Source organism: Microbacterium sp. B35-04 (genome assembly GCF_010634885.1).
GTDB lineage: Bacteria > Actinomycetota > Actinomycetes > Actinomycetales > Microbacteriaceae > Microbacterium.
In genome coordinates, this window is sequence record NZ_MWLP01000039.1 from 58,105 (window position 1) to 83,940 (window position 25,836).

General features: G+C 70.0%; 20 protein-coding genes and 2 riboswitches. Of the genes, 12 read left to right on the forward strand and 8 right to left on the reverse strand.

Annotated features, from left to right (window positions below):
- Positions 1–97: 97 nt before the first annotated feature.
- On the reverse strand, positions 98–307 hold the full coding sequence (locus B1729_RS10955; protein WP_163620174.1) for a hypothetical protein: 210 nt from the start codon (positions 305–307) through the stop codon (positions 98–100).
- Between the two features lie 60 nt (positions 308–367).
- On the opposite strand from B1729_RS10955, the gene B1729_RS10960 reads away from it, so the two are divergent.
- Positions 368–2,383 carry an ABC transporter ATP-binding protein gene (locus B1729_RS10960; protein WP_163620195.1) on the forward strand — a complete coding sequence of 672 codons (2,016 nt, stop codon included), beginning with the start codon at positions 368–370 and terminating at the stop codon, positions 2,381–2,383.
- Positions 2,384–2,403: 20 nt separating this feature from the next.
- On the opposite strand, the gene B1729_RS10965 is transcribed toward B1729_RS10960, so the two are convergent.
- The 6 genes from B1729_RS10965 to B1729_RS10990 all read right to left on the reverse strand — a co-directional run bounded on the left by B1729_RS10965 (position 2,404) and on the right by B1729_RS10990 (position 9,415).
- On the reverse strand, positions 2,404–3,357 hold the full coding sequence (locus tag B1729_RS10965; protein ID WP_163620172.1) for a glycosyltransferase family 2 protein: 954 nt from the start codon (positions 3,355–3,357) through the stop codon (positions 2,404–2,406).
- Positions 3,358–3,429: 72 nt separating this feature from the next.
- The gene (locus B1729_RS10970; RefSeq protein ID WP_163620193.1) at positions 3,430–4,599 is read right to left on the reverse strand and encodes a cysteine desulfurase family protein; all 1,170 of its coding nucleotides are present in this window, start codon (positions 4,597–4,599) and stop codon (positions 3,430–3,432) included.
- A gap of 25 nt (positions 4,600–4,624) precedes the next feature.
- Positions 4,625–5,482, reverse strand: a complete 858-nt coding sequence (nadC, locus tag B1729_RS10975) for a carboxylating nicotinate-nucleotide diphosphorylase (RefSeq protein ID WP_163620170.1) — start codon at positions 5,480–5,482, stop codon at positions 4,625–4,627.
- Complete coding sequence (locus B1729_RS10980; protein ID WP_163632689.1) at positions 5,476–7,305, reverse strand: FAD-dependent oxidoreductase; 1,830 nt, start codon at positions 7,303–7,305, stop codon at positions 5,476–5,478. The genes nadC and B1729_RS10980 overlap by 7 nt, the downstream gene beginning before the upstream one ends.
- A complete protein-coding gene (gene nadA / locus B1729_RS10985) occupies positions 7,302–8,672 on the reverse strand; it encodes a quinolinate synthase NadA (protein WP_163632691.1) in 1,371 nt (456 codons plus the stop codon). The genes B1729_RS10980 and nadA overlap by 4 nt, the downstream gene beginning before the upstream one ends.
- 23 nt (positions 8,673–8,695) lie before the next feature.
- Positions 8,696–9,415: an NUDIX domain-containing protein gene (locus B1729_RS10990; protein WP_204260175.1), complete on the reverse strand. Its 720-nt coding sequence runs from the start codon at positions 9,413–9,415 to the stop codon at positions 8,696–8,698.
- A 258-nt stretch (positions 9,416–9,673) separates the two neighbouring features.
- Between B1729_RS10990 and B1729_RS10995 the strand changes: the two genes are divergently transcribed.
- The 9 genes from B1729_RS10995 to gcvP all read left to right on the forward strand — a co-directional run bounded on the left by B1729_RS10995 (position 9,674) and on the right by gcvP (position 21,198).
- Entirely contained in the window at positions 9,674–11,350 is a 1,677-nt protein-coding gene (locus B1729_RS10995) for an ABC transporter substrate-binding protein (RefSeq protein ID WP_163620165.1), read from the forward strand.
- Between the two features lie 43 nt (positions 11,351–11,393).
- Entirely contained in the window at positions 11,394–12,389 is a 996-nt protein-coding gene (locus B1729_RS11000) for an ABC transporter permease (protein ID WP_163620163.1), read from the forward strand.
- A gap of 103 nt (positions 12,390–12,492) precedes the next feature.
- Entirely contained in the window at positions 12,493–13,473 is a 981-nt protein-coding gene (locus B1729_RS11005) for an ABC transporter permease (RefSeq protein ID WP_163632716.1), read from the forward strand.
- Positions 13,470–14,366, forward strand: coding sequence for an ABC transporter ATP-binding protein (locus B1729_RS11010; RefSeq protein ID WP_163620161.1), 897 nt, complete (start codon positions 13,470–13,472; stop codon positions 14,364–14,366). The genes B1729_RS11005 and B1729_RS11010 overlap by 4 nt, the downstream gene beginning before the upstream one ends.
- Entirely contained in the window at positions 14,363–15,229 is an 867-nt protein-coding gene (locus B1729_RS11015; protein WP_163620159.1) for an ATP-binding cassette domain-containing protein, read from the forward strand. The genes B1729_RS11010 and B1729_RS11015 overlap by 4 nt, the downstream gene beginning before the upstream one ends.
- A 113-nt stretch (positions 15,230–15,342) precedes the next feature.
- The gene (locus tag B1729_RS11020; RefSeq protein ID WP_163632693.1) at positions 15,343–16,515 is read left to right on the forward strand and encodes a MarP family serine protease; all 1,173 of its coding nucleotides are present in this window, start codon (positions 15,343–15,345) and stop codon (positions 16,513–16,515) included.
- Between the two features lie 43 nt (positions 16,516–16,558).
- A riboswitch (glycine riboswitch) is annotated at positions 16,559–16,655 on the forward strand.
- Positions 16,656–16,751, forward strand: a riboswitch (glycine riboswitch).
- 45 nt (positions 16,752–16,796) lie between these two features.
- The gene (gcvT, locus tag B1729_RS11025) at positions 16,797–17,930 is read left to right on the forward strand and encodes a glycine cleavage system aminomethyltransferase GcvT (protein WP_163632695.1); all 1,134 of its coding nucleotides are present in this window, start codon (positions 16,797–16,799) and stop codon (positions 17,928–17,930) included.
- Entirely contained in the window at positions 17,927–18,310 is a 384-nt protein-coding gene (gene gcvH / locus B1729_RS11030; protein ID WP_163620153.1) for a glycine cleavage system protein GcvH, read from the forward strand. The genes gcvT and gcvH overlap by 4 nt, the downstream gene beginning before the upstream one ends.
- Positions 18,307–21,198 (forward strand): aminomethyl-transferring glycine dehydrogenase, encoded by a 2,892-nt coding sequence (gene gcvP / locus B1729_RS11035; protein WP_163632697.1) that lies wholly within the window; start codon positions 18,307–18,309, stop codon positions 21,196–21,198. Before gcvH ends, gcvP begins: the two co-directional genes overlap by 4 nt.
- A 63-nt stretch (positions 21,199–21,261) precedes the next feature.
- On the opposite strand, the gene B1729_RS11040 is transcribed toward gcvP, so the two are convergent.
- Positions 21,262–22,089, reverse strand: a complete 828-nt coding sequence (locus tag B1729_RS11040) for a CPBP family intramembrane glutamic endopeptidase (protein ID WP_163620149.1) — start codon at positions 22,087–22,089, stop codon at positions 21,262–21,264.
- A gap of 202 nt (positions 22,090–22,291) precedes the next feature.
- Here B1729_RS11040 and B1729_RS11045 point away from each other — a divergent pair, with 202 nt between their 5' ends.
- Both B1729_RS11045 and B1729_RS11050 read left to right on the forward strand, forming a co-directional pair.
- Positions 22,292–24,142 (forward strand): ABC transporter family substrate-binding protein, encoded by a 1,851-nt coding sequence (locus B1729_RS11045; protein WP_239526206.1) that lies wholly within the window; start codon positions 22,292–22,294, stop codon positions 24,140–24,142.
- 176 nt (positions 24,143–24,318) lie between these two features.
- On the forward strand, positions 24,319–25,836 hold the full coding sequence (locus B1729_RS11050) for an ABC transporter permease (RefSeq protein ID WP_163620147.1): 1,518 nt from the start codon (positions 24,319–24,321) through the stop codon (positions 25,834–25,836).

Consider the following 25,836-nt stretch of genomic DNA (forward strand, 5'->3'; position numbering starts at 1 on the left):
CCACCCGAGGATGGCAAGCTCTCACCATAACCACAGGTTCCGACATCCCATTCCCGATTCGGGGAAGGTCAGCCGCCGGGCGGACGACCCGCCGGGGTCAGCTGCCGGAGCGCCGGGGTTCGGTGTCGTCCCACTTCTCCGATCCGATCGCATCGGTCGGCTCGGCGTCGGGCTCGCGGTCCTCGAGGTTCTTCGGGAGGGGGTTGACGATCTCCTCGTGCGGGATCGCCTTGAGTGCGTCGATCTCCTCGCGCAGCTCGGCGAGGTCGCTGCCGTCGTGTTCGGGGGCGTCGGGAGTCGAGGTCATGGCTCGAGCCTAGCGTCGGAGCCCCGGGTCGGCAGGGCTCATTAGGCTGGCCGTGTGAGCATGCGCGGCGGTGGGGGCGGGGGAGGCGGCGGACACCCCGGCTTCCGGCCCGTCGACACCGAGGCGCAGCGCCGCGCCAACGCGGAGGCGCCCGAGATCCCGGGCCTGGGCAAGCGGGTCGTCGGACTCTTCCGTCCGTACAAGTGGTCCATCCTCATCACGGGCCTGCTCGTCGTCGTCGGAGCGGGCATCGCGGTCATCCCGCCGCTCCTCGTGCAGCGGGTCTTCGACGATGCGCTGTTCCCGCTCGACGGATCGCCGCCCGACCTGGGGCTGCTCTGGCGGCTCGTGGTCGCCATGATCGTGCTGTTCCTGCTGTCGGCGGCGCTCGGCGTGGTGCAGACCTGGCTAACCTCCACCGTCGGCAACCGGGTCACGGGCGATCTGCGGGTGAAGCTATTCGACCACCTGCAGTCGATGGAGCTCGGCTTCTTCACGCGCACCAAGACCGGCGTCATCCAATCGCGCCTCCAGAACGATGTGGGCGGCGTCTCGGGGGTGCTCACCAACACGGTGACGAGCATCCTCGGCAACACCGTGACCGTCGTGGCCTCGCTCGTGGCGATGATCCTCATCGACTGGCGGCTCACGATCATCGCCGTCGTGCTCATGCCCTTCCTGGTGCTGGTCCAGCGACGTGTGGGCCAGGTGCGGGCCCGCATCGCCGGCGAGACGCAGGAGTCGCTCTCGGAGCTCACGGCCATCACCCAGGAGACGCTGAGCGTCTCGGGCATCCTCCTTTCGAAGTCCTTCAACCGGCAGCGCACCGAGGCGAGCCGATATGCCGACGAGAACCTCAACCAGGTGCGCCTGCAAGTGCGCCGGGCGATGAGCGGCCAGGGCTTCTTCGCCGTCGTGCAGGTCATCATGGCGAGCGTGCCCGCGATCATCTACCTGGTCTCGGGCTACCTGATCGGGGGCGGCAGCGGTGCCATCACCGCGGGCACCATCGTGGCGTTCACGACCGTGCAGGCCCGGCTGCTCATGCCGCTCATGGGTCTGATGCGCGTCTCGCTCGACCTGCAGACGTCGTCGGCGCTGTTCGCGCGCATCTTCGAGTACCTCGACCTCGTGCCGGCCATCCGCGACGATCCCGCCGCGATCGATGTGGCCGACGCGCCCGGTCCCATCGGGCGCATCGAGTTCCGTGATGTCGTGTTCCGCTACCCCGACGCCGCCGGCGACAGCCGGGCGACCCTGCGCGGCGTCTCGTTCGTGGCCGAGCCGGGGCAGCACGTCGCGTTCGTCGGGCCGTCGGGCGCAGGCAAGACCACCGTGCTCTACCTGACGCCGCGGCTCTACGAGGCATCCGGCGGTTCCGTGCTCTTCGCCGGTGAAGACGTGCGCCGCCTCAGCCAGGAGTCGATCGTCGACCACGTCGGCATCGTCTCGCAGGAGACCTACCTCTTCCACGCCACCATTCGCGAGAACCTCCGCTACGCGAAGCCGGCGGCGACGGATGCCGAGCTCGAGGCCGCGTGCCGTGCGGCCAACATCCACCACGTCATCGAGCGCTTCGAGCAGGGCTACGACACGGTCGTCGGCGAGCGCGGCTACCGGCTCTCGGGCGGCGAGAAGCAGCGCATCGCCATCGCCCGCGTGCTGCTGAAGGACCCGCCGGTGCTGCTGCTCGACGAGGCCACGTCGGCGCTCGACACCGTGTCGGAGCGCGTGGTGCAGGAGGCGCTGGATGCCGCGGCCCGCGGCCGCACCACCCTGTCGATCGCCCACCGGCTCTCGACGGTGATCGCCGCCGACGTGATCCACGTGGTCGAGGCGGGACGCATCGTCGAGTCGGGCACGCACGCGTCGTTGCTGGCGGCGGGTGGCCTCTACACCGAGCTCGCGGCCCAGCAGCTCGCTACGACGAAGATCCTCGAGGCCGAGGATGCCGAGCCGCCGGCCGACCACCCGGGCCGCCGGGCGGACATCGCTCCGGACGTTCCGGTGATTCCGGTGGACGAGGTGCTGGCGTCAGGCAGGGGCGCCGTCGAGGCGGACTGGCGCGAGGACTGAGGTCGGTCGTCAGGCCCAGGTCACCACACGCGGGCTGCGGCGACGGCGGTCGCGGCGGGCTCGGGAAGCTCCGGACCGTCGAACCGCGACCAGAGCGCTCGTGCGAACTCCCCGAGCTCCCGCCGGTAGTTCACGTCGGCGTGGTCGCGGGCGAGATCCACGAGCGGCGGCAGGTCCATGGCGAGGATGAGACGCACTCGGGATGCCGCTGCGCGCGCCTGGCCGGCGGCATCCAGCACCGCGATGCCACCCCTCAGCGCATCGAGGTAGTCGCGGAGCACCGGCAGTTCCCCCTTGTGCTGGGTGATCGACGAGCCGTCTGCCCGTTCGCGCCACTCGACCACCACATCGGGGATGACGTCGAACGCCTGGGCGCGCGTGTACATCTGCTGGGCGACGATCTGGTCCTCGTAGGCCTTGCCGACGGGGAACCGCAGGCCGGCGCGGTGCCAGAGGTCGGTCCGGCTCACCTTCGACCACGCGACGATGTTGCCGGATGCCTCGGGGTGCTGGTCGAGCGTCGTGCCGAGGCGCGTCGGGTCGGTGGCGGCCGCGACCCACGGCTGCACGATGCCCGCGGTGTAGCCGCCGGCGGTGTCGGGGCGCAGCCGCACGTACGCGCCGAGCGCGAAGTCGCTGCCGCTGGCCGTGAGCGTGCCGACGAGCCGCTCGAGCGCATGGGGGGTCAGGCGGTCGTCGGCGTCGAGGAAGCCGACGAACGGCGTGCGCACCAGGTCCAGCCCGCTGTTGCGCGCTGCGCCGAGGCCCCGCTGCGCGGGGTGGTGGACCACCTGGAAGCGGTCGTCGTCGGCGGCCGCGGCGTCGAACAGGGCGCCGGTCTCATCGGTCGACGCGTCGTCGACGAGGATTGCGGTCCAGTCGGTCCGCGTCTGGGCACGGAGCGAGTCCAGCGCCTCGCCGGCGTAGGCCGCAACGTCGTAGCCGGGCACGATCACGGTCACGGCGGAGGTCACGTCCCGATCCTACGGTCGCCCGAGGGCATCGGGATCCGTCGGCGGCAACCGCGCTGCGGCGCAGTGCGACGGTCAGCGATCGGGTGCCGAAACCGCGGCGACGGATGCCTCGACCGCGTCGGCGACGGCATCCAGCGGAGCGTTCAGCCAGCGGGGGAATGTGAACCGCACCGCCGTCTGCGCCAGCTCGGGCGCGATGCCCATCGCGACGAGCACGTGCGACGGCTCGTCGCTGCCCGCGGCGCAGGCCGAGCCGCTGGACGAGACGACACCGCGGCGCTCGAGCTCGAGCAGGACGGCCTCGCCGCCGGTGCCGGCGAAGGTGAAGCTCGCGGTGCCGGCGAGCCGGTGCACGGGGTGGCCCGTGAGCCGTGCGGACGGCACGCGCTCGAGCACGCGGGCGATGAAGCGGTCGCGGATCGCGCTGATGCGAGCGGATGCCTCGACCCGCTCCGCCTCGGCGAGCTCCAGGGCGGTGGCGAAGCCGACGGCGCCGGCCACGTCTTCGGTCCCGCTGCGGCGGCCGCGCTCCTGCCCGCCGCCGTGCAGCAGCGGCTCGAGCGGGATCCGGCCGCGGATGCCGAGCACCCCGGTGCCCTTGGGCGCCCCGAGCTTGTGCCCGGCGAGCGAGATCGCGTCGTAGCCGAGCTCCACCGCCGACAGCGACAGCCAGCCGGCGGCCTGCACGGCGTCGAGGTGCAGCGGCACGCCATGCTCACGTGCGGCGGCGGCGATGGCGGCGACATCCTGGACCGTGCCCACCTCGTTGTTGGCGTACCCGATGCTCACCAGCGCGGTGTCATCGCGGAGGCTTCCGGCGACGGCATCCGTCGACACGCGTGCGTGCGCGTCGACCGGCACCCGCGTTGCCGCGAACCCGTGCACCCGCTCGAGGTACGCGACCGACTCGAGCACCGACTCGTGCTCGATCGGCGTCGTGACGACGTGCACCCTGCCCGGGTGACCGTCGGCTTCCGCGCGGCGCAGGGCCGTGGCGATGGCGATGCCCTTGATCGCGAGGTTGTCGGCCTCGGTCCCGCCGGAGGTGAAGACGATGTCGCCGGCGCGCAGCGCGAGCACCCGGGCGACGCGCGCGCGGGCATCGGCCAGTGCGTCGGCAGCCGCCTCGCCGACCGTGTGATGGCTCGACGGGTTGCCGTACCAGCGGGTCAGGTACGGCATCATCGCCTCGAGCACCTCCGGGCGCACCGGCGTGGTCGCGGCGTTGTCGAGGTAGAGCATGCTCATCGGCTGCGGCTCCCTTGGTTCAGGGGGCGTCGATCCGCACATCGAGCCCCAGATCGAGCGCGCGTGCGGAGTGGGTGAGGGCGCCGACCGAGATGACGTCCACGCCGGTCTCAGCGATCGCGCGCACCGTGTCGAGGGACACGCCGCCGGATGCCTCGACCGTCGCCCTGCCGGCGATCTGGTCGACGCCCGCGCGCAGCTCGTCGAGCGAGAAGTTGTCGAGCATGATCGTGCCGATGCCGGCGGCCAGCACGGGCTCGATCTGCTCCAGCCGGTCGACCTCGACCTCGATGTGCGTGGTGTGGGGGAGGAGGTCCTTCGCGGCGAGGAGCGCTGCCGTGGGGGAGACGCCCTTGTGCGCGAGCACCGCGAGGTGGTTGTCCTTCGCCATGACGGCGTCCGACAGCGAGTGGCGGTGGTTGCGGCCTCCGCCGTCGCGCACCGCCTTGCGCTCGAAGGCGCGCAGCCCCGGCGTCGTCTTGCGCGTGTCGGCGATGCGAGCGCGGGTGTGGGCGACCTCGGCGACGTAGGCGCCGGTGAGCGTCGCGATGCCCGACATCCGCTGCACGAAGTTGAGTCCGATGCGCTCGGCCGTCAGCACGCCTCGCGCCGACCCGGTCACGACGGCCAGCACGGCGCCGGGTTCGAACCACTCGCCGTCCTCGACGAGGAGCTCGACGTCGATCGCCGGATCGGTGAGCCGGAACGCGGCCGCGAACACCTCGCCGCCCGAGAAGACGCCGCGCTCCCGGGCCACCAGATCGGCGCGCGCGACGGCGTTCTCGGCGATCAGCGTCTCGCTCGTGAGGTCGCCCCAGGGTGCGTCCTCTTCGAGGGCGGCGGCGACCGCGCGGTCGATCACGGCCCGGGTCAGCATGCGACCGCCTCCTCGACGGCGGGCGCCGGTGTATCTGCAGAACTCCACAGATCCTGGCCCCGATCGGCAGCGCCCGCGGCCCGGAGGCGGGCTGGCGCGTCGATCCGTGGAGTTCTGCGGGCGGGGGCGAGAGCGGAATCCTCGACCGGTGCGTCGGCCCGGAAGTGCGCGCCGACGGACTCTCGGCGGGCGCGGGCCGCGGCGACGACCTCCGCCGCGACGAGCAGCAGATTCTCATCCTCGTACCCGTGCTCGGTGACCGGAGTCCGCAGCTGCTCGCGCCACTGGGCGATCACGGATGCCGCGTGCCCGAGTCCCTCCTCGTCGCGCACGAGTCCCGCGTGCTCCCACATGAGCTCCTGCAGCGCTCGCCGCGAGAACGCGCGCGTGGTCGGTGCGAGCGCGTCGTGCGCGAATGCCGCGGAGCCGGCGGAGCGGATGCCCGCGGAGATGGACGCGCCCTGGCCCGCGAAGGCGGGCCAGGAACCGGATGCCGCGTCGGCGGCGATCGCATCGCCGGCACGCGCGCCGAACACGGCGCCCTCGAGCAGCGAGTTCGACGCGAGTCGGTTCGCTCCGTGCACGCCGGTGCGGGCGACCTCACCCACGGCGTAGAGGCCCGGCAGGGAGGTGCGGCCGAACAGGTCGGTGGCGACACCGCCCATCAGGTAGTGGGCGGCCGGCGTCACCGGGATCGGCTCGCGCGCCCAATCGAGACCCCGTTCGCGCACGGCGCGGTCGATCGTCGGGAAGCGCCGCGCGAGGAACGCCGCGCGCTCGTCGGCGTCTGAGGAGTGGATGCGCGTCGCGTCGAGGAGCACCGGGCGTCCGCCCTGAGCCTCCATCTGCGCCGCGATCGCCCGGGCGACGACGTCGCGGGGCGCCAGCTCGCCGTCGGGGTGGGCGTCGAAGACGAACCGTCGCCCGTGCTCGTCGACCAGCGTCGCGCCCTCGCCGCGCACCGCCTCCGACACCAGGAAGGAACCGCCCACCGCCAGCCCGGCGGCGTCAGCCTTGCCTTCCAGCCCGGCGGCGTCAGCCTTGCCTTCCAGCCCGGCGGCGTCGGCCTTGCCTTCCAGTACCGTCGGGTGGAACTGGAAGAACTCGAGGTCGGCGACGTCGGCTCCGGCGCGGATCGCCGCGGCGATGCCGTCGCCCGTGGCCACCTGGGGATTGGTCGAGTGGGCGTACAGCTCGCCGGCGCCGCCCGTGGCAAGCACGACCGCGTCGGCCTCGAGGGTGTCGCGGCGGCCGGGGCCGGCACCCGTCTCACCGATCAGCAGCTCCACCCCGGTGACCCGTCGCGCGCCCGCGGTGGGCGCGGCGACCTCGTCGAGCACCAGGCCGACCAGGAAGGCATGCTCGATCACGGTGACGTCGCTCGCGCGCAGCCCGGCGACCAGCGCCTTCTCGATCGCCGTGCCGGTGGCGTCGCCGCCCGCGTGCAGGATCCGCGGATACGAGTGCGCGGCCTCGAGACCCTTCACGAGCCCGCCGGCGGCGTCGCGGTCGAAGGCGACGCCGAGGGCGATGAGCTCGCGGATGCGGGCCGGGCCCTCGTCGACGAGCACCCGCACCGCGTCGGGATCGCTGTGCCCGGCGCCCGCGACGAGCGTGTCGCGCACGTGGTCCTGGGCCCGATCGTCGTCGAACATGACGCCGGCGATCCCGCCCTGCGCGTAGCGGGTGTTGGCGTGCTCGAGCACGTCCTTGGTGACGAGCGTCACTCGGCAGCCGTGTTCGACGGCGTGCAGCGCGGTCAGCAGTCCGGCGATCCCCGAGCCGACGACGATCGCGCGCGGCTGTGCCGCAGGCACGGTCATGACGCGTTCTCCCAAGCGGCGGCGGGGGCTGCCGGCGGCTTGGCAGCCAGCATCCGCTCCAGTGCCAGGCGGGCGGGATCGGCGACGTCCTGCGGCACCTCGATGCGATTGCGCACCTCGCCCGCCACGAGCCCCTCGAGCACCCACGCGAGGTATCCCGGGTGGATGCGGTACATCGTCGAGCAGGGGCACACGACGGGGTCGAGGCAGAAGATCTCGTGCTGCGGGTACTGGGCGGCGAGGCGCTGCACGAGGTTCACCTCGGTGCCGATGGCGAACGTCGTGGGCTCGGCCGCGCCGGCGATGGCCTTGCGGATGTAGTCGGTCGAGCCGGCCTCGTCGGCGGCGTCCACGACCTCCATCGGGCACTCGGGGTGCACGATGACCCGCACACCGGGGTGCTCGGCGCGCGCCTTCTCGATCTGCTCGACCGAGAAGCGCCGGTGCACCGAGCAGAACCCGTGCCAGAGGATGACGCGGGCGCTCTCGATCGCGTCGACGGATGCCCCGCCCAGGTGCTTGCGCGGATTCCACATGGGCATCTGCTCGAGGGGGACGCCCATCGCCTTCGCCGTGTTGCGGCCGAGGTGCTGGTCGGGGAAGAAGAGCACGCGGCGGCCGCGCTGGAATGCCCATTCGAGGACGGTCCGCGCGTTCGACGACGTGCACACGATGCCGCCGTGGCGACCGACGAAGCCCTTGATCGCGGCCGAGGAGTTCATGTACGTGACGGGGATGACGGGCACCAGGCCGTCGGCATCCGTGGCATCCATGTCGCCGTAGACCTCGGCGAGCTGCTCCCAGCAGTCCTCGACCTGGTCGATGTCGGCCATGTCGGCCATCGAGCAGCCGGCGGCGAGGTTGGGCAGGATCACGGCCTGCTCGGGGCGCGACAGCAGATCGGCGGTCTCGGCCATGAAGTGCACGCCGCAGAACACGATGGCTTCGGCATCGGGGTGCTCGAGGGCCGCGTTCGCGAGCTGGAACGAGTCGCCCACGTAGTCGGCGTGGACGACGACCTCTTCGCGCTGGTAGAAGTGGCCGAGCACCACGACCCGGTCGCCGAGCGTCGCCTTGGCGGCGCGGACGCGGTCGGCGAGCTCGGCCTCGGACGCCTCGCGGTACTCGCGGGGCAGCTCTCCCTGGCGCGGGGAGCCGGTGGGGATGACGTCGCCCATCGACGAGCCCGGCCCGTAGCCGGGGCGCGTGTCGAAGTCCCACGGGCCGGCGGCCAGGTCGGTGTTGCAGGTCTCGTCGGTCGACGCTCCCGCGATGATCGCCTGGATCGCGTGATCCACCGACGCATCGGTCGGTGTCCGCTCCGTGGTGGCGGGCTGCGGCTGGAGGGTGATGTTGACGGCAGGCATGTCGGGCGCTCCGTTCGGATGGGTCAGTCGCGGGTGTCGAGCGGGCCGCGGTCGGCCAGCTCGACGTCCTTGTTGTAGCGGTACAGGCGCGCCGGGCGGTGGCTGCCGGTGCGGAATCCCTCGGTGGGGATGAGGGTGCCGGAGTTCTCGACCTGGCGGCGGAAGTTCGCCGGGTCGAGTCGTCTGTCGAGGATCGCCTCGTACACCTCGCGCAGTTCGGCGAGGGTGAACTCATCGGCGAGGAGGCCGTGGGCGATGCGGCTGTAGCCGACCTTGTTCCGCAGGCGCCACAGTGCGTACTCGACGATCTCGTTGTGGTCGAAGGCGAGGCGGGGGAGCGTCGCCGCATCGAACCAGGCGACATTCTCGACCGAGGCGTCGGTGATCTCGTCGGCCCGCAGGAGCGCCCAGTACACGATCGAGACGACACGCGTGGGGGAGCGGTCGACGGCGCCGAAGGCGTACAGCTGCTCCAGATAGCTCGGCGCGAGGCCGGTCGTCTCAGCGAGGGTGCGGGATGCCGCGGCGGCGAGGCCTTCGGCTGCATCGAGCCAGCCGCCGGGGAGCGCCCACTGGCCCTCGTGCGGATCCCGGGTGCGCCGCACGAGCGGAAGCACCACCCGGACGGCGTCGCTGCCGGGCAGGCGCCGGAGCGTGAAGATCACGGTCGACACCGCGACGCGCGTCGCATCGGCGCCGGTGGCTGAGCCGGGGGCGGGGACTTCGGAAGCTGTTCTGGTCATGATGACTCTAACTGTCGGAATCGATCATAGTGTCACTGCGACCAGAAGCCAAACCGCGGCCGTAACGCACCTCGGCTGCGGCGCGCGCGAAGGAACCGTTGCCAAGACGTGACGTACGTGCGGCTGCTGAGGGGTGCGAACGGGAGGGAATGTTTGTTAGGTTTACGTCCAAACATTTGTTAGGGCTCAGTACTTAATGAATGCCGGTGCCCGCGCACCTTCCCTTCCTGCAATGCCGCACGAGAGAAAGAACCAACGATGATTCGAAACGCGAAGCGCCGAGCGGCGCTCATCGCCGTGGCCGGGACAGCGATCCTGGGCATCGGCCTGTCGGGCTGCGCCGGTGGTGGCGGCGACGACAACGGCGAGTCCGAAGGGCGCACCCTCCGGGTCTGGGCCGGCAGTCAGACACCGATCGAGGCCAACTTCAACCCGTTCTCGCCGAGCGTGCTGCACGCCGCACTCGGCCCGATCTACGAGCCGCTGTTCTTCTACAACAAGACGGCCGACGACGCTCCCGCGCCCATGCTCGGCGAGAGCTTCGAGTACAACGAGGACGGCACCGTCATCACGGTGAAGCTCAAGGAGGGCGTGAAGTGGAACGACGGTGAGGACTTCACCGCCGACGACGCCGCGTTCACCTTCAACTACGAGCCGAACCACCGCGACGGCCTCATCTCGGCCGAGGCCACGGACGAGAGCACCGTCGTGCTCACCTACGAGACGCCGCAGTTCACCAACGAGTTCCAGATCCTCGGCACCACCTGGATGCTGCCCGAGCACATCTGGTCGGAGGTCGACGACTACACGACGTTCACCGACGAGGAGCCGGTCGGCACCGGCCCGTACGTGGTCGACAGCGTGACGGATGCCTCCTACACCGTCGTCGCCAACGAGGAGTTCCGCGACGAGGGCGTGCCCGCGATCAAGAAGCTGCAGTACATCGGCATCGACGCCAACCAGTCGGCCCAGGATCTGCTGACCGCGGGCGAGCTGGACTGGACCGGCATGTTCGTGCCCAACCCGGACTCGGTCACCTCCAACGGTGTGATCAGCATGCTGAACACGCCGCAGGACCCCACCGTCCTCTACACGTGTGCCAACGCCGACCTCGGCTGCGCCGGCCCGCAGACCGACGTCGCCGTGCGCCAGGCGCTCAACGTCGCGATCGACCGCGGCACCATCAAGGAGAAGGCCTTCGTCGGCCTGACCGGCGACATCTCGCCGACCTTCGCGCTGCTGCCTCGCGACCAGAAGTGGGTCGGCGACCCGGCCAACGAGATCAGCCCTCAGTCGCCCGACGCCGCGGCCGCCGGTGAGATCCTCGAGGCCGCCGGTTACGCGAAGGGCGGCGACGGCTTCTACGCGAAGGACGGCGCCCCGCTCGAGCTCAGCCTCCTCTCGGTCGACGGCTGGACCGACTACAACGACGCAGCGAAGCTCATCAGCGAGCAGGCCGCCGAGGCCGGCATCAAGGTCAACGCCTCGACGGTGCAGTGGCAGGAGTTCTCGGACGCCCGCCAGACCGGTCAGTACCAGCTGATCATGGGCGGCGTCATCGGCACCTCGGTCGCCGACCCGTTCCAGATCTACAAGGACTGGTTCGCGGGTGAGTCGACGTCGCAGGTCGGCCAGGAGGTCCCGTCGGGTCGCTGGAACTTCAGCCGCTACGACAACCCCGTCGTCAACGAGGCCGTCGCCGCGGCGGCCGCCACCGACGACGAGGCACTGAAGCAGGAGGCGTACGCCGCCCTCCAGGCCGAGATCGTGCGCGACCTGCCCTACATCCCGCTGGTCATCAACGCCACCCAGACGTTCTTCAACACGAAGGACTTCACGGGCTGGCCGACCGAGGAGGACCTGTACGCGTTCCCGCCCGCCTGGGGTTCGGTCGCGTCCGGCTACGTCCTCCAGCACCTGGAGCCGGTGAAGTAATGCAGAACCGGGCAGAGGCCGTGGCACGGAGGAGCAGGCCGCAATGAAGTTCTATGCGCGGCGGATCGCGTTCTACGTGGTGACACTGTGGGCGACGATCTCCCTCAACTTCCTCCTGCCGAGGCTTCTGCCCGGTGACCCCGCCGACATCCTCCTCGCGAAGATGCAGCGGGCGGGCGGCGAGCTCAATGAGACGACCGTCCGAAACATCAAGGCCCTCCTCGGCGGCGACACGTCGTCGATGTGGGAGCAGTACGTCGCGTACTGGGGCCGGATGCTCCAGGGCGACCTGGGCGTCTCGGTCACGAAGTACCCGACGCCGGTCACCGAGCTGATCGCGGCGGCGCTGCCGTGGACGGTCATCCTCGTGGGGATCGCCACCGTCATCTCGTTCGTGCTCGGCGTCGGCATCGGCGCCTGGGTGGGGTGGCGGCGGGGCACCTGGGTCGATCACCTGGTGCCGTTCACCACGGTGCTGCAGTCGATCCCGTACTTCTGGCTGGCGCTCGTGCTGGTGGCGATCTTCTCCGTCGCACTCGGGATCTTCCCGATCTTCGGCGGCTACGACGTCTGGGAGTTCCCCAACGGCCCGGAGTGGAGCTGGGACTTCATCGGCAGCGCGATCTACCACGGCTTCCTGCCGGCGCTGACGATCGTGCTGAGCTCGGTCGGCGGCTGGCTGCTCGGGATGCGCAACATGATGGTCTCGACGGTGTCCGAGGACTACATCGTCACGGCGGAGGCCAAGGGGCTGAAGCCGATGCGCATCCTCCGCACCTACGCGACGCGCAACGCCGCGATCCCGTCGATCGCCGGCTTCAGCATCTCGCTCGGCTTCGTCGTGGCCGGCTCCATCGTGATGGAGCAGGTGTTCACCTACCCCGGCATCGGCAAGCTCATGATCCAGTCCGTGCAGAACAGCGACTACGCGCTCATGCAGGGCGTCTTCCTCGTGATCACCGTCGCGGTGCTCGCGGCGAACTTCATCATGGACATCGTCTACGGATTCATCGACCCGAGAGCGCGTCACAATGTCTGAGAGGGTCGAAGTGACCGAACCGTCGACCGGCCGAGTCGAGAGCGTCCCCGAGACGCTCTCCGACCGCACCATCGACTCCGTCATCGTCGCGCCCGGCGCCCTCATGACGCCGCCCGTCGACGCCGAGGTCATCGCGGCACGGGACGAGGCATCCGCCGCCCGCCGCGGCATCCGGCAGCTGCTGCCGCGGATGTCGCTCAAGCTGGCGCTCGGTCTCACCATCGTCATCGGCATCGTGCTGTTCGGCATCCTCGGGCCGCTGTTCGCCCAGGATCCGATGGACTCCGACAACCCGGCGCTGTCGCCGCCGAGCCCGGAGCATCTCCTCGGCACGACCAAGCTGGGCTACGACGTCCTCGCCCAGCTCGCGTGGGGCACGCGCGGATCGCTCATGGTCGGCATCACCGCCGGTCTCATCGCGCTGGTGCTGTCGATCGTGTTCGGCATCATCGCGGGCTACAAGGGCGGCTGGTGGGACGAGATCCTCTCGCTCTTCACGAACATCATGCTCGTCATCCCGGGGCTGCCGCTCGTGATGGTGATCGCCACCTACATCCCCGGGCGAAGTTGGATGCTGGTGGCCGTGGTGCTCGGCATCACCGGCTGGGCGGGCTCCGCGGTCGTGCTCCGGGCGCAGGCGCGCTCGCTGCGGTCGCGCGACTATGTCGCCGCCAGCCGGGTGGCGGGCGAGAAGACGACGCGCATCATCCGCGTCGAGATCCTGCCGAACCTGCTCCCGCTGCTCGCGGCGCAGTTCCTCTTCGCGATCATCTTCGCGATCCTCGGCGAAGCGGGTCTGTCGTATCTCGGGCTCGGGCCGACCGGATCGATCACGTGGGGCACGATGCTCAACGACGCGCAGACCGGTCAGGCGCTCGGCACAGGCGCCTGGTGGTGGTTCGTGCCGCCCGGCCTCATGATCGCGCTGCTCGGCGCCGGCCTGTCGCTCATCAACTTCTCGATCGACGAGATCATCAACCCGAAGCTGCGCCTCGCCCCCGAGAACGCGCGCCGCGTGCGCAAGGCGAAGCGCGCGGGCCGTGGTGTCGAGGCCGTCCGCAGCACGAACGGAGCCGCCGCATGAACCGGGATGCCGTCCTCACGGCGCGCAACGTCTCGATCGAGTATGAGGTCGATCCGCCCGTCAAGGCGGTGCGCGATGTGTCGCTGACGCTCCACCGCGGAGAGATCCTCGGCCTGGCCGGGGAATCGGGCTGCGGCAAGTCGACCCTCGCGTACGGGGTCAACCGCCTGCTGAAGCCGCCGGCGCTGATGACGTCGGGTGAGATCGTGTTCCACGACCGCTCCGGAGAGGACATCGACGTCGTCGGGCTCGCCGACGAGGAGCTGCGCCGCTTCCGCTGGGACAAGGTGTCGATGGTGTTCCAGGGGGCGATGAATTCGCTGAACCCGGTCATCAACGTCCGCGCGCAGCTGTTCGACGTGTTCACCACCCACCGCCCCGAGATGTCCAAACGCGACAAGCAGCGGCGCAGCGAAGAGCTTCTCGAGCTCGTGGGCGTCGACCCGAAGCGGCTGTCGAGCTTCCCGCACGAGCTGTCGGGCGGGATGCGGCAGCGCGTCATGATCGCGATGGCGCTCGCGCTCGATCCGCAGGTCATGATCATGGACGAGCCGACGACCGCCCTCGACGTCGTGGTGCAGCGCGGCATCATCCGCGAGATCATGCGACTGCGCGAGCGGCTGGGGTTCGCCGTGATCTTCATCACGCACGACCTGCCCATGCTGATCGAGATCAGCGACCGCATCGCGGTCATGCTGCAGGGCGAGATCGTCGAGCTCGGCACCGCGACCGAGATCTACCGCGATCCGCAGCACGAGTACACCAAGAAGCTGCTGTCGAGCTTCCCGAGCCTGCGCGGCGATCGCGGCGACTTCGTGCGCACCGGCACGCAGCCGGTCTCGGCGACGCTGGGCTCGGCCGCGAACGTCCCGCTCGAAGGAGGAGCCGCATGACCGCCCAGCCACCGACCGCTGACGGACCGCGCACGCTCGAAGCGCGCAACCTGGTCAAGGACTTCCGGCTCCGCAGCGGGCTGAGCTTCTCCACCCTCCACGCCGTGAAGGATGTGTCGTTCACGCTCGAGGCGGGCCGCACGATCGCGCTGGTGGGGGAGTCCGGCTCGGGCAAGTCCACCATCGCGAAGATGCTGGCACGGCTCGAGACCCCGACGAAGGGGCAGATCCTGCTCGACGGCAAGCCGGCCGGCAACCGCAGCCGGGAGGTCGCGGCGTACCGCGGCGACGTGCAGATGGTGTTCCAGGACCCGTTCGCGTCGCTGAACCCGTTCCACTCGATCGAGCATCACCTCGAGCGCCCGCTGCGCATCCACAACCCGGGCATGGGTAAGGCCGAAGTGCGCCGGCGCGTGCTCGAGCTGCTCGACCGCGTGCGACTCACCCCGACCGACAAGATGGCGGAGCGCCGACCGCACGAGCTGTCGGGCGGTCAGCGCCAGCGCGTCGCGATCGCGCGGGCGCTCGCGCCCGGGGCGCAGTTCATCATCGCCGACGAACCCGTCTCGATGCTCGACGTGTCGATCCGCCTGGGCGTGCTGAACCTCCTCGCCCAGCTGCAGCGCGAGGACCACCTGGGAGTCCTCTACATCACCCACGACCTCGCGACCGCGCGCCACTTCTCGGACGAGATCCTGGTGATGTACCGCGGCGACATCGTCGAGCGCGGCCCGGCCGACACCGTCATACTCGACCCGCAGCACGACTACACGCGCACGCTGCTGGGAGCCGCGCCCGATCCCGAGAATCAGGGGAGGCTGCGCGACGAGGTGCGCAGGGAGCTGGCCGCGCCGCAGCACTGAGCCACCGCTCGCGCGCGATCACGACGCGACACGCCCGGAGTGCCCGTGGGGGTCGTCTCCCAGGCTGGATGCGTAGCCTGTCGAGACGGATCCTGACGGTCGGAAGGGGTGGGATGGTCGTCGTCGACGTGGTGATCGTCCTTCTCCTCATCGGGGCCTGCATCTCCGGAGTGCAACGCGGCTTCTTCGCCAGCATCGGCACGTTCGCGGGCATCGCCGCCGGCGCCTTCGCGGCGTACTGGCTCACGCCGCTCGTGAGCTCCTGGGTGCCGTCGCCCGTCTGGCGAGGACCGGCCGTGATCCTCGCCGCGATCGGCCTCGTCTTCGCCGGCGCGGCCATCGGCGCAGCGATCGGCGCGGCGCTGCGCTCCGGCGCGGACCGGCTCAAGCTCCGCGGCGTCGAGCGGTTCCTCGGCGGCATCGCGTCGGTGCTCGCCGCCGTCCTCGCGCTCGCCTTCGTGGCTCCGGCGATCGCCGTCGCCGGCATCCCCATCATCTCGTCCGCCGTCGCCTCGTCGAGCATCCTGCGCGGCATCGAGGCGGCCACCCCCGACCCGGTCGCCGCGGCGCTGGCACAGCTGCGCGGGGCGGTGCTCGAGGACAGCCTCCCGGGCCTCGGTCAGCTGCTCGGGCCCGGGACCGTCGACCCGGCGCCCCCGGTCGCTCTGGACGATCCCGAGCTGCAGCGGGCTGCGGCATCCGTCGCCCGGATCTCGGGCACCGCGTACGCCTGCGGGCGGGGATCGGCGGGGAGCGGGTTCGTCATCGCGGAGGACCGCGTCGTCACGAACGCCCACGTCGTCGCCGGCGTCGACACCCCCATCGTGGAGCTGCCGGGCGTGTCGGCGCGCGAGGGTCGCATCGTGTACTTCGACCCGATCGACGACCTCGCCGTGATCGCCGTCGACGACCTGGGCGCCGAGGTCCTGCCGTTCTCGGGGACGCTGGCCGCCGGCGACGCGGCGGCCGTGCAGGGATTCCCCTACGGGGGGCCGTTCACGATGGTGGCGGCCGGAGTGGAGTCCGTGGGAACGGCCAGCGTGCCCGACGTGTACGACGAGTCATGGAACCCGCGCGAGATCTACGCCCTGAACGCCGTGGTGCGGCCCGGCAACTCGGGCGGCCCGCTGCTCACCGACGGCGGCGCCGTCGCGGGTGTCGTCTTCGCCCGTGCCGAGAACGACGAGAACCTGGGCTACGCGATGACGATGGCCGAGCTCACGCCGGTGGCGGAGCGTGCGCCGTCGCTGTCGAACACCGTGTCGACGGGATCCTGCGTCGGCTGAGCCCGGTCGACCGCTATGCTTGCTGCGCAAGTCAATACGGCCCATCACCCGGGCGGGAGAGCCTCGGCAGCGCGATCGTCGAGCACCGAAGGAGCAAGCCTCCCCGCCAATCTCTCAGGTACGCGTACCGTTCGGGCAGGCCGACTCTGGAGAGTGACGCTGATGCGTCCGCCGAAGGAGAAAGTCGGATGCCTCGCACCCGGCGAAACTCTCAGGCCCATGACAGAGGGGGAGTTCACAGGCGTCGAGCGGCGCCTGCCCGTCAGCGACCGGGAGAACTCATGACAGACCACCGCCCTTCGGACTCGCGGACGACCGTGCTCCATGACCGCCACGAGGCGCTGGGCGCCTCGTTCACCGACTTCGGCGGCTGGCTCATGCCCGTGCGCTACACGTCCGATCTCGCGGAGCACCACGCGGTGCGCACGGCGGCCGGACTCTTCGACATCTCGCACATGGCCGAGTTCGGCGTCGACGGGGCCGGCGCCGGGGCGTTCCTCGACTACGCGCTGGCCGGCGCGATCTCCTCGATGCGCGTGGGCAAGGCGAAGTACTCGCTGGTGCTCGACGACTCGGGCGGCATCGTCGACGACGTCATCGTCTACCGCATCGCGGAGCATCGCTTCCTCGTGATCGCGAACGCGGGCAACCGCGATGCCGTCGGCCGCGCGTTCGCCGCGCGCGTCGAGGGGTTCGACGCAGAGCTCGACGACCACACCGACGACATGTCGCTGATCGCCGTGCAGGGCCCCATCGCCCGTGCCGTGGTGGAGGCCACCCCCGGCATTGTCGATGTCACGCCGTCCTTCGCCGACCTCGGCTACTACGCGTGGTCGTCCGGGTCGTTCGACGACGCCCCCCTGTTCGTGGCCCGCACCGGGTACACCGGCGAGGACGGCTTCGAGCTGCTGATCCCGAACGCGGCCGCGCCGGCCCTGTGGGACGAGCTGCTGGCCGCCGGCGCACCGCTCGGACTGGTCCCCGCCGGCCTCGCCGCGCGCGACACGCTGCGCCTGGAGGCCGGGATGCCGCTCTACGGCCACGAGCTCTCGCGCGACATCGTCCCGGCACAGGCCGGCCTCGGCCGCGTGGTCGCGGTCGACAAGGACGACTTCGTCGGCAAGTCCGGACTCGCGGCGGTCATGACGCCCGACGCCCCGGTGCTCGTCGGCCTCGCCTCCGAGGGCCGTCGCGCGGGCCGCGCCGGCTACGCCGTGTTCGACGCCGCCGACGCCGCGCCCCCGGTCGGCGAGATCACGAGCGGCGCGCTCAGCCCGACACTGGGGCACCCCATCGCGATGGCGTTCGTCTCGCCGGCGGCCGCCGCGACCGGCACCCAGCTCTTCATCGACGTGCGGGGGACCCGCATCCCCGCGACCGTGACCGCCCTGCCTTTCTACCGGAGGAACTCATGACCGACCTCACCGCCCTCAAGTACACCGCCGAGCACGAGTGGGTCGCCCTCGACGGCGACACCGCGACCGTCGGCATCACTTCGTACGCGGCCGACAAGCTCGGCGACGTCGTGTTCGTCGAGCTCCCCGCGGTGGGCAGCACGGTCACTGCCGCAACCGTCGTGGGCGAGATCGAGTCCACCAAGTCGGTCGGCGAGCTCTACGCGCCGCTGACGGGCGAGGTCGTCGAGGTCAACGACGCCGTGGTCGACGACCCGTCGCTCGTCAACGCCGACCCGTTCGGCGCCGGCTGGCTCGTCAAGCTCACGGTCGACCCCGCCGCCGTGGCCGAGCTGCTCGACCGCGACGCCTACATCTCGCTCACGGGCGGCGCCGAATGACGGGCCTGTTCGCCGATCGTCACATCGGAACGGATGCCGCAGCCCAGCGCACGATGCTCGACGCCCTGGGCTACGACGGCGTCGATGGCCTCGTGCAGGCGGCGGTGCCGGCATCCATCCATGCGAAGCCGCGCCCGACGAGCGACATCCCGCCTGCCGCGACCGAGGCCGAGGCGCTCGCCGAGCTGCGCGAGCTGGCCTCGCAGAACCGCACGGCTCGCCCGATGATCGGCCTCGGCTACTACGACACGCTCACGCCGTCCGTGATCTCGCGCAACGTGCTCGAGAACCCCTCCTGGTACACCGCCTACACGCCGTACCAGCCCGAGATCTCGCAGGGGCGCCTCGAGGCGCTCATCAACTTCCAGACCATGGTGACCGACCTCACCGGGCTCGCGACGGCGAACGCCTCGATGCTGGACGAGTCGACCGCCGTGGTCGAAGGCATGCTCGTGGCGCGGCGCGCCTCGAAGTCGGCATCCGACGTGTTCGTCGTCGACGCCGACGCGCTGCCGCAGACGAAGGCGCTGCTGGCCCATCGGGCGGCCGCTGTGGGCATCGAGCTCGTCGAGCTCGACCTCGCCCACGGTGCGATGCTTCCCGACGAGCACTTCGGCGTGCTGGTGCAGTATCCGGGCGCCTCGGGGCACGTGTGGGACCCGTCCGGCGTCGTCGACGCGGCGCATGTCGCGGGCGCGCTCGTGGTCGCGGCCGCCGACCTCCTCGCCTTGACCCTGCTGCGCTCGCCGGGGTCGTTCGGCGCCGACGTGGCGGTGGGGACGACGCAGCGCTTCGGCGTGCCCCTCGGCTTCGGCGGACCGCACGCGGGTTACATGGCGGTGCGCCAGGGGCTCGAGCGGCAGCTGCCGGGACGCCTCGTGGGCGTCTCGCAGGATGCCGCGGGCCACCCCGCGTACCGGCTTGCCCTGCAGACGCGTGAGCAGCACATCCGCCGCGAGAAGGCCACGTCGAACATCTGCACGTCGCAGGTGCTGCTGGCCGTGATGGCCTCGATGTACGCGGTGTACCACGGGCCGGAAGGGCTCCGCGCGATCGCCACGGATGTCGCCAAGAAGGCGGAGGCGCTCGCCGCCCGGCTGCGGTCGTATGGACTGTCGCTGCGCTCGGACGCGTTCTTCGACACCATCCGCGTGGCGACGCCGGGCGCCTCGCGCCGCGTGATCGAGCGCGCCCGCGAACGCGGCTACCAGCTGTTCTGGGCGGACGACGCGACGGTCGGCGTCTCGGTCGACGAGACGACGACCGCCGACGATCTCGCCGCGGTCGCCTGGGCCTTCGGGCTTCCCGAGGACGAGTTCCTGGGGTCGGGCGCGCAGGGCGAGCGCGCGGTCCCGTTCACGGATGCCGAGCCCCTCGCCGGCGTGCCTTCGGGGCTGCGCCGCGTCGAGGAGTTCCTCACGCACCCGGTGTTCAACACCCACCGCTCCGAGACGGCGATGATGCGCTACCTCAAGCAGCTCTCCGACCGGGACTACGCACTCGATCGCGGCATGATCCCGCTGGGCTCGTGCACCATGAAGCTGAACGCGGCGACCGAGATGGCCGCCGTGTCGTGGCCGGAGTTCTCACGCGTGCACCCGTTCGCGCCGGAGGCCGACGTCCACGGCTATCTCGCGCTGATCGAGCAGCTCGAGGTGTGGCTCGCCGAGGTGACCGGCTACGACGCGGTGTCGCTGCAGCCGAATGCGGGCTCGCAGGGCGAGCTCGCGGGACTCATGGCGATCCGGGGCTACCACCGCGCCAACGGCGACCGGGCGCGCACGGTGTGCCTCATCCCGTCGTCCGCGCACGGCACCAACGCCGCGTCCGCCGTGCTCGCCGGCATGCGCGTCGTGGTGGTCGCCTGCGACGACGCCGGCAACGTCGACCTCGACGACCTGCGCGCGAAGATCGCGGCGCACGCCGACGAGCTGGCGGCGCTCATGATCACGTACCCGTCGACGCACGGCGTCTACGAGCACGACGTGCTCGAGATCACCCAGGCCGTGCACGACGCGGGCGGACAGGTGTACATCGACGGCGCCAACCTCAATGCGCTCCTCGGGTACGCCCGCTTCGGCGATCTGGGCGGCGACGTCTCGCACCTCAACCTGCACAAGACGTTCGCGATCCCGCACGGCGGCGGCGGCCCGGGCGTGGGCCCGGTCGCGGCGAAGGCGCACCTCGCGCCGTACCTGCCGAGCCACCCGTTCTCGCAGCGCAGGGACCACGCCGGCGGCGTCTTCGACGGCGGACCGATCTCGGCCGCACCGCACGGGTCGGCCGGCATCCTGCCGATCTCGTGGGCGTATGTGCGCATGATGGGCGCCGAGGGCCTGCGCGACGCGACCGCCGCCGCGGTGCTCGCGGCCAACTACATCGCCGTGCGCCTCCGGGAGCACTACCCAGTGCTCTACACCGGCGAGGACGGCCTCGTCGCGCACGAGTGCATCCTCGACCTGCGGCCGCTGCGCGAGGCCACCGGGGTCACGGTCGACGACGTCGCCAAGCGACTCATCGACTACGGCTTCCACGCCCCGACGATGTCGTTCCCTGTTGCGGGCACCCTCATGGTCGAGCCGACCGAGTCCGAGGACCTCGCCGAGATCGAGCGCTTCATCGAGGCCATGATCGCGATCAAGGCCGAAGCCGACGCCGTCGCGGCGGGGGAGTGGCCCGCCGGCGACAACCCCCTCGCGAACGCCCCGCACACGGCCGAGGCCGTCGTGGTGGGCGAGTGGACGCATCCGTACTCTCGCGAGATCGCGGTGTACCCCGTTCACGCGCAGATCCGCACCAAGTACTGGCCCCCGGTCCGCCGGATCGACCAGGCATACGGCGACCGCAACCTCGTCTGCGCCTGCCCGCCCATCGAGGCCTTCGCCTGAAGAACTCGTCCTGCAGCTGTCCGTGAGCGATGGGATGCCGGTGCCCCCGGCATCCCATCGCCTTCACGTCGCGGGAGTCGGTGCCGGCGTCGGTGCGGGCGTCGGGGTCGGCTGAGGTATCGGGGCGAAGACCTCGGGCCACAGCGCGGCCGCGAGGGGGTAGCCGACGAACGCGACGATGTCCAGGAGGGTGTGCGCGATGACGAGGGGCATGATGCGCCCCCATCGGCGGTAGCACCAGCCGAAGACCACGCCCATCGCGAAGTTGCCGACGATCGCGCCGAAGCCCTGGTAGGCGTGGTAGGCGCCGCGCAGGGCCGCCGTCGTCAGGATGATCGACCAGTCGTTCCAGCCCAGCCGGCGGAGCCTGTCGAACAGGTACCCGATGAAGATGACCTCTTCGGTGAGCCCCGCCCGCAGCGCCGACAGCAGCAGCAGGGGCACCGTCCACCAGGCCGCGTCCAGGGGCGAGGCGACGACGGCGACCGTGATGCCCAGCGCGCGGCCCGCCGCGTAGAGCGCGAGACCCGGCAGGCCGATGACGGCGGTGAGCAGGATGCCGCGGCCGAGGTCGCCGCCGAACCGGGTGAAGTCGAGGCCCATGCGCCGCAGTGCGTTGCCTCCGGGCTCCCAGAGCAGGTAGACGACGAGCGCCACCAGCGCGAGCGCGAAGAAGACGGACAGCAGCTGGTACAGCACGTCCCAGAAGGCCGCGGCATCCCGCGAGGGGTTGAGCTGGGTCTGCTGATTGCCGATCGGTGTGGGGCGGAGCAGGGCCCGAGTGAGGGACAGAACCGAATAGAGTGCCGATTGGCCCACCGTCACGGCGAGGACGATCCAGATCTCCCACGTGAGGCGCCGGCGCTCGAAGGCGGGGGCACGGTCCGACATCGTCGGGTTTCTCACGTCCGAGGGGCGGTTCGGCGCGGTCATCTTGTCAGATTGTCACACTTGGCTTCAGTTGAGTTAAGGCTCTGTAACGTTTTCGTCCATCGTTTTGACCATCTCATCACCCGTGCATAAGGTTTTCCCATCCGCGCCCCCGTATGGCCCCCGTCCTACGTGTGCGCACCTACCCTGCACAGGAGGAACAGTGAGAATTAAGCGCATCTCGGCCGCGGTGGCGCTCACCGCAGCCGGCGCACTGGCGATCTCGGGCTGCGCCGCCGGTGGCGGCGAAGAGACAGGCGACGACTCCGGTCTCGTCGAAGGCTCGTCGATCACCGCGGCGTGGAACCAGGCGTTCTACTCGGCCAACGGCAACACCTCGTTCGGCAACGCCACGGCGAACAACAACATCAACTACCTGACCTATGACGGGTTCTCGTACTACAACAACACGCCCGAGCTGGTGCAGAACACCTCGTTCGGCACGTACGAGCTCGTCGAGGAAGACCCGCTGACGGTCAAGTACACGCTTGCCGACGACGTCACCTGGTCCGACGGCACCCCGATCGACGCCGCCGACCTGATGCTCAACTGGGCCGCTCTGTCGCGTTCGCTCGACACGCCTGACTTCGACCCGTCGGACTTCACCGACGCCGAGACCGGCGAGTTCACCGACGCCTTCCCGACCGACGTCATCTACTTCGACAGCGGTGCCAGCCCGGACGCCCAGTTCGGTCTCGTGCACGACACGCCCGAGGTCAGCGAAGACGGCAAGTCGATCACGATGGTCTACTCGGCTCCCTACGTCGACTGGGAGGTCGCGTTCGGAACCCTCGGCACGATCCTGCCTGCGCACGTGGTGGCGAAGAACGCCCTCGGCCTCGATGACAACGAAGAGGCCAAGCAGGCCGTCCTCGACGCCATCGAGAGCGAGGACGCTGCGGCGCTCGCGCCGATCTCGGCCTTCTGGAACTCGGGCTTCAACTTCACCGAGCTGCCGGATGACCCGGAGCTGTACCTCGCGAGCGGTCCTTACATGATCAAGGACTTCGTCGCCGACCAGTACATCACTCTGACGGCGAACCCCGAGTACAAGGGTGAGAACACCCCGAACATCGAGGACATCACCGTCCGCTTCATCCCCGACCCGCTCGCGGCCGCTCAGGCGCTCGAGAACGGTGAGGTCGACGTCATCTCGCCCCAGGCGACCGCTGACCTGAAGACCGCGCTCGACGCGATCGACGGCATCACGGTGCAGACCGGCGTCGAGGGCACGTACGAGCACCTCGACCTGCAGTTCGAGAACGGCAAGAACCCGGAGAACATCTTCAAGGACCCGAAGGTCCGCGAGGCGTTCCTCAAGACGGTTCCCCGCCAGGAGATCGTCGACAAGCTCATCAAGCCGATCGTCGGCGAGGACGCGCTCCTGCGCAGCTCGCAGAACTTCGTGCCGGGCTCCGAGGGCTACGACGACTCGGTCGCGAACAACGGCTCCGACGCGTTCGCCGAGGTCGACATCGAGGGTGCCAAGGCGCTCCTCGCAGAGTCGGGCATCACCAACCCCGAGGTCTGCATCCTGTATGCGTCGAACAACCCGCGTCGTGTCAACGAGTTCGCCCTGATCCAGGCTTCGGCCAACCAGGCCGGCTTCAACGTCACGGACTGCGGCTCGGACAAGTGGGGCGGCCTCCTCGGCACGCCCGGTGCGTACGACGCCGTGTTCTTCGGGTGGCAGTCGACGAGCCTCGCCGTGACCGACTGGTCGGCGACGTTCAAGACCGGCGGCATCAACAACATGAACTTCTACTCGAACCCTGAGATCGACGCGCTGTCGGCTGAGATCTCGTCGGAGTTCGACGCGGAGAAGCAGATCGAGATCAAGCAGGAGGCCGACAAGATCCTGTGGAGCGACTTCTACGGGGTCACGATCTTCCAGTTCCCGGCAGTCACGGGCATCAGCGACCGTGTGGAGGGCATCGACGCGTCGATCCTCGCTCCCACGATCTTCTGGAACACGTGGGACTGGGCAGTGACGGACGCCGGTTCGGAGGAGTAATCCGACGTAGAGGTTCCTCCGGGTCGCGATCCGGTTGATTCCTCAGGTGGGGTGCAGGTCTCCTCAGGAGACCTGCACCTCACCCGCGTAAACTCCTCCCAGCGCGGTGCGCGGTGACGGACAAAATCCGGTCCGCGCATCCGGCGCTGATTCATCGATAGGTAGGCGGCCAATCCATGGCTTCATTCATCTTCCGGCGATTGATCGCATCCGTGCTGGTGCTCTTCGCCGCCACTTTCCTGATGTACATCCTCACGGCGCTCTCGGGCGATCCGCTGCAGGACATCAAGGAGAGCAGCGCTCCCAACAAGGCCGAGCTCATCGAAGCTCGCACCAAGCTCCTCAACCTCGACGTCCCGCCGCCGCTGCGCTACTTCCTGTGGCTCGGCGCCCTCTTCCGCGGCGACTTCGGGGTCAGCATCCAGAACCAGCAGGTCAATGCGCTCCTGGGCAATGCGCTCGCGTCGACGCTGACGCTTGTCACCACCGCCACGGTCGTCGCCATCATCCTCGGTATCTCGGTCGGCATCCTCTCGGCGCTGCGCCAGTACACCGGCTTCGACTACGGCGTGACGCTCATCGCCTTCCTGTTCTTCTCGCTCCCCGTGTTCTGGGTCGCGGTGCTGCTGAAGCAGTACGGCGCGATCCGGCTCAATGACTGGCTCGGCGAGCCGACGATCTCCATACCCGTGATCATCGGCATATCGCTCGGCGCGGGTCTCATCTGGATGTCGCTCATCGGCGGCAGATGGCGTCGCCGCCTGATCGTCTTCGGCCTCTCGGCCGTCGCCACGGGCGCGGTACTCGCGGTGCTGTCTGCGACGCAGTGGTTCGCCGACCCGAACATCGGCATCTTCGTCTTCGGCTTCCTCGCCGTGGGCATCGCGTTGGGCGTCACCGCCATCTCCACGGGCCTGCGCAACCGCAATGCGGTGTACGCCTCGCTCATCGTGGCCGTCATCGGCATCGCGCTGTACATGCCGATGCAGAACTACATCCTCAACAACATGACGCTCCCGGTCTTCCTCGGGCTGGCCGTGCTGGCGGTCGTCGTCAGCGGTGCCGTCGGCTGGTTCATGGGTGCACCTGATCGCGCACCCGTGGTCCGCACGACGGCGATCGTCGGCCTGCTCGTCGCTGCGTTGATCGCTCTCGACAAGTACATGTCGTACTGGGAGGTCTACTCGAACTCCAGCAAGATCCGCGGGCGGCCGATCGCCACCGTCGGGGCGTCGACCCCGGGACTCGGCGGAAACTTCTGGGTGCAGGGAATCGACCTGTTCACCCACCTGCTGCTCCCGACGATCGCGATCATCCTCATCTCGTTCGCCAGCTACACCCGCTACTCGCGGGCCAGCCTGCTCGAGGTCATGAACCAGGACTACATCCGCACGGCGCGCGCGAAGGGCCTCACCCAGCGCACGGTCGTGGTTCGCCACGCGTTCCGCAACGCGCTGATCCCGATCACGACGATTATCGCCTTCGACGTCGGCGCGATCATCGGCGGGGCGGTGGTCACCGAGACGGTCTTCGGCTGGACCGGCATGGGCCGCCTGTTCGTCGCCGGACTCGGTGCGCACGACCCGAACCCCGTCATGGCGTTCTTCGTCGTGACCGGCACGATCGCCGTCCTCTTCAACCTCATCGCGGACCTCGTCTACGCGGCGCTCGACCCCAGAATCAAGGTGGGCTGA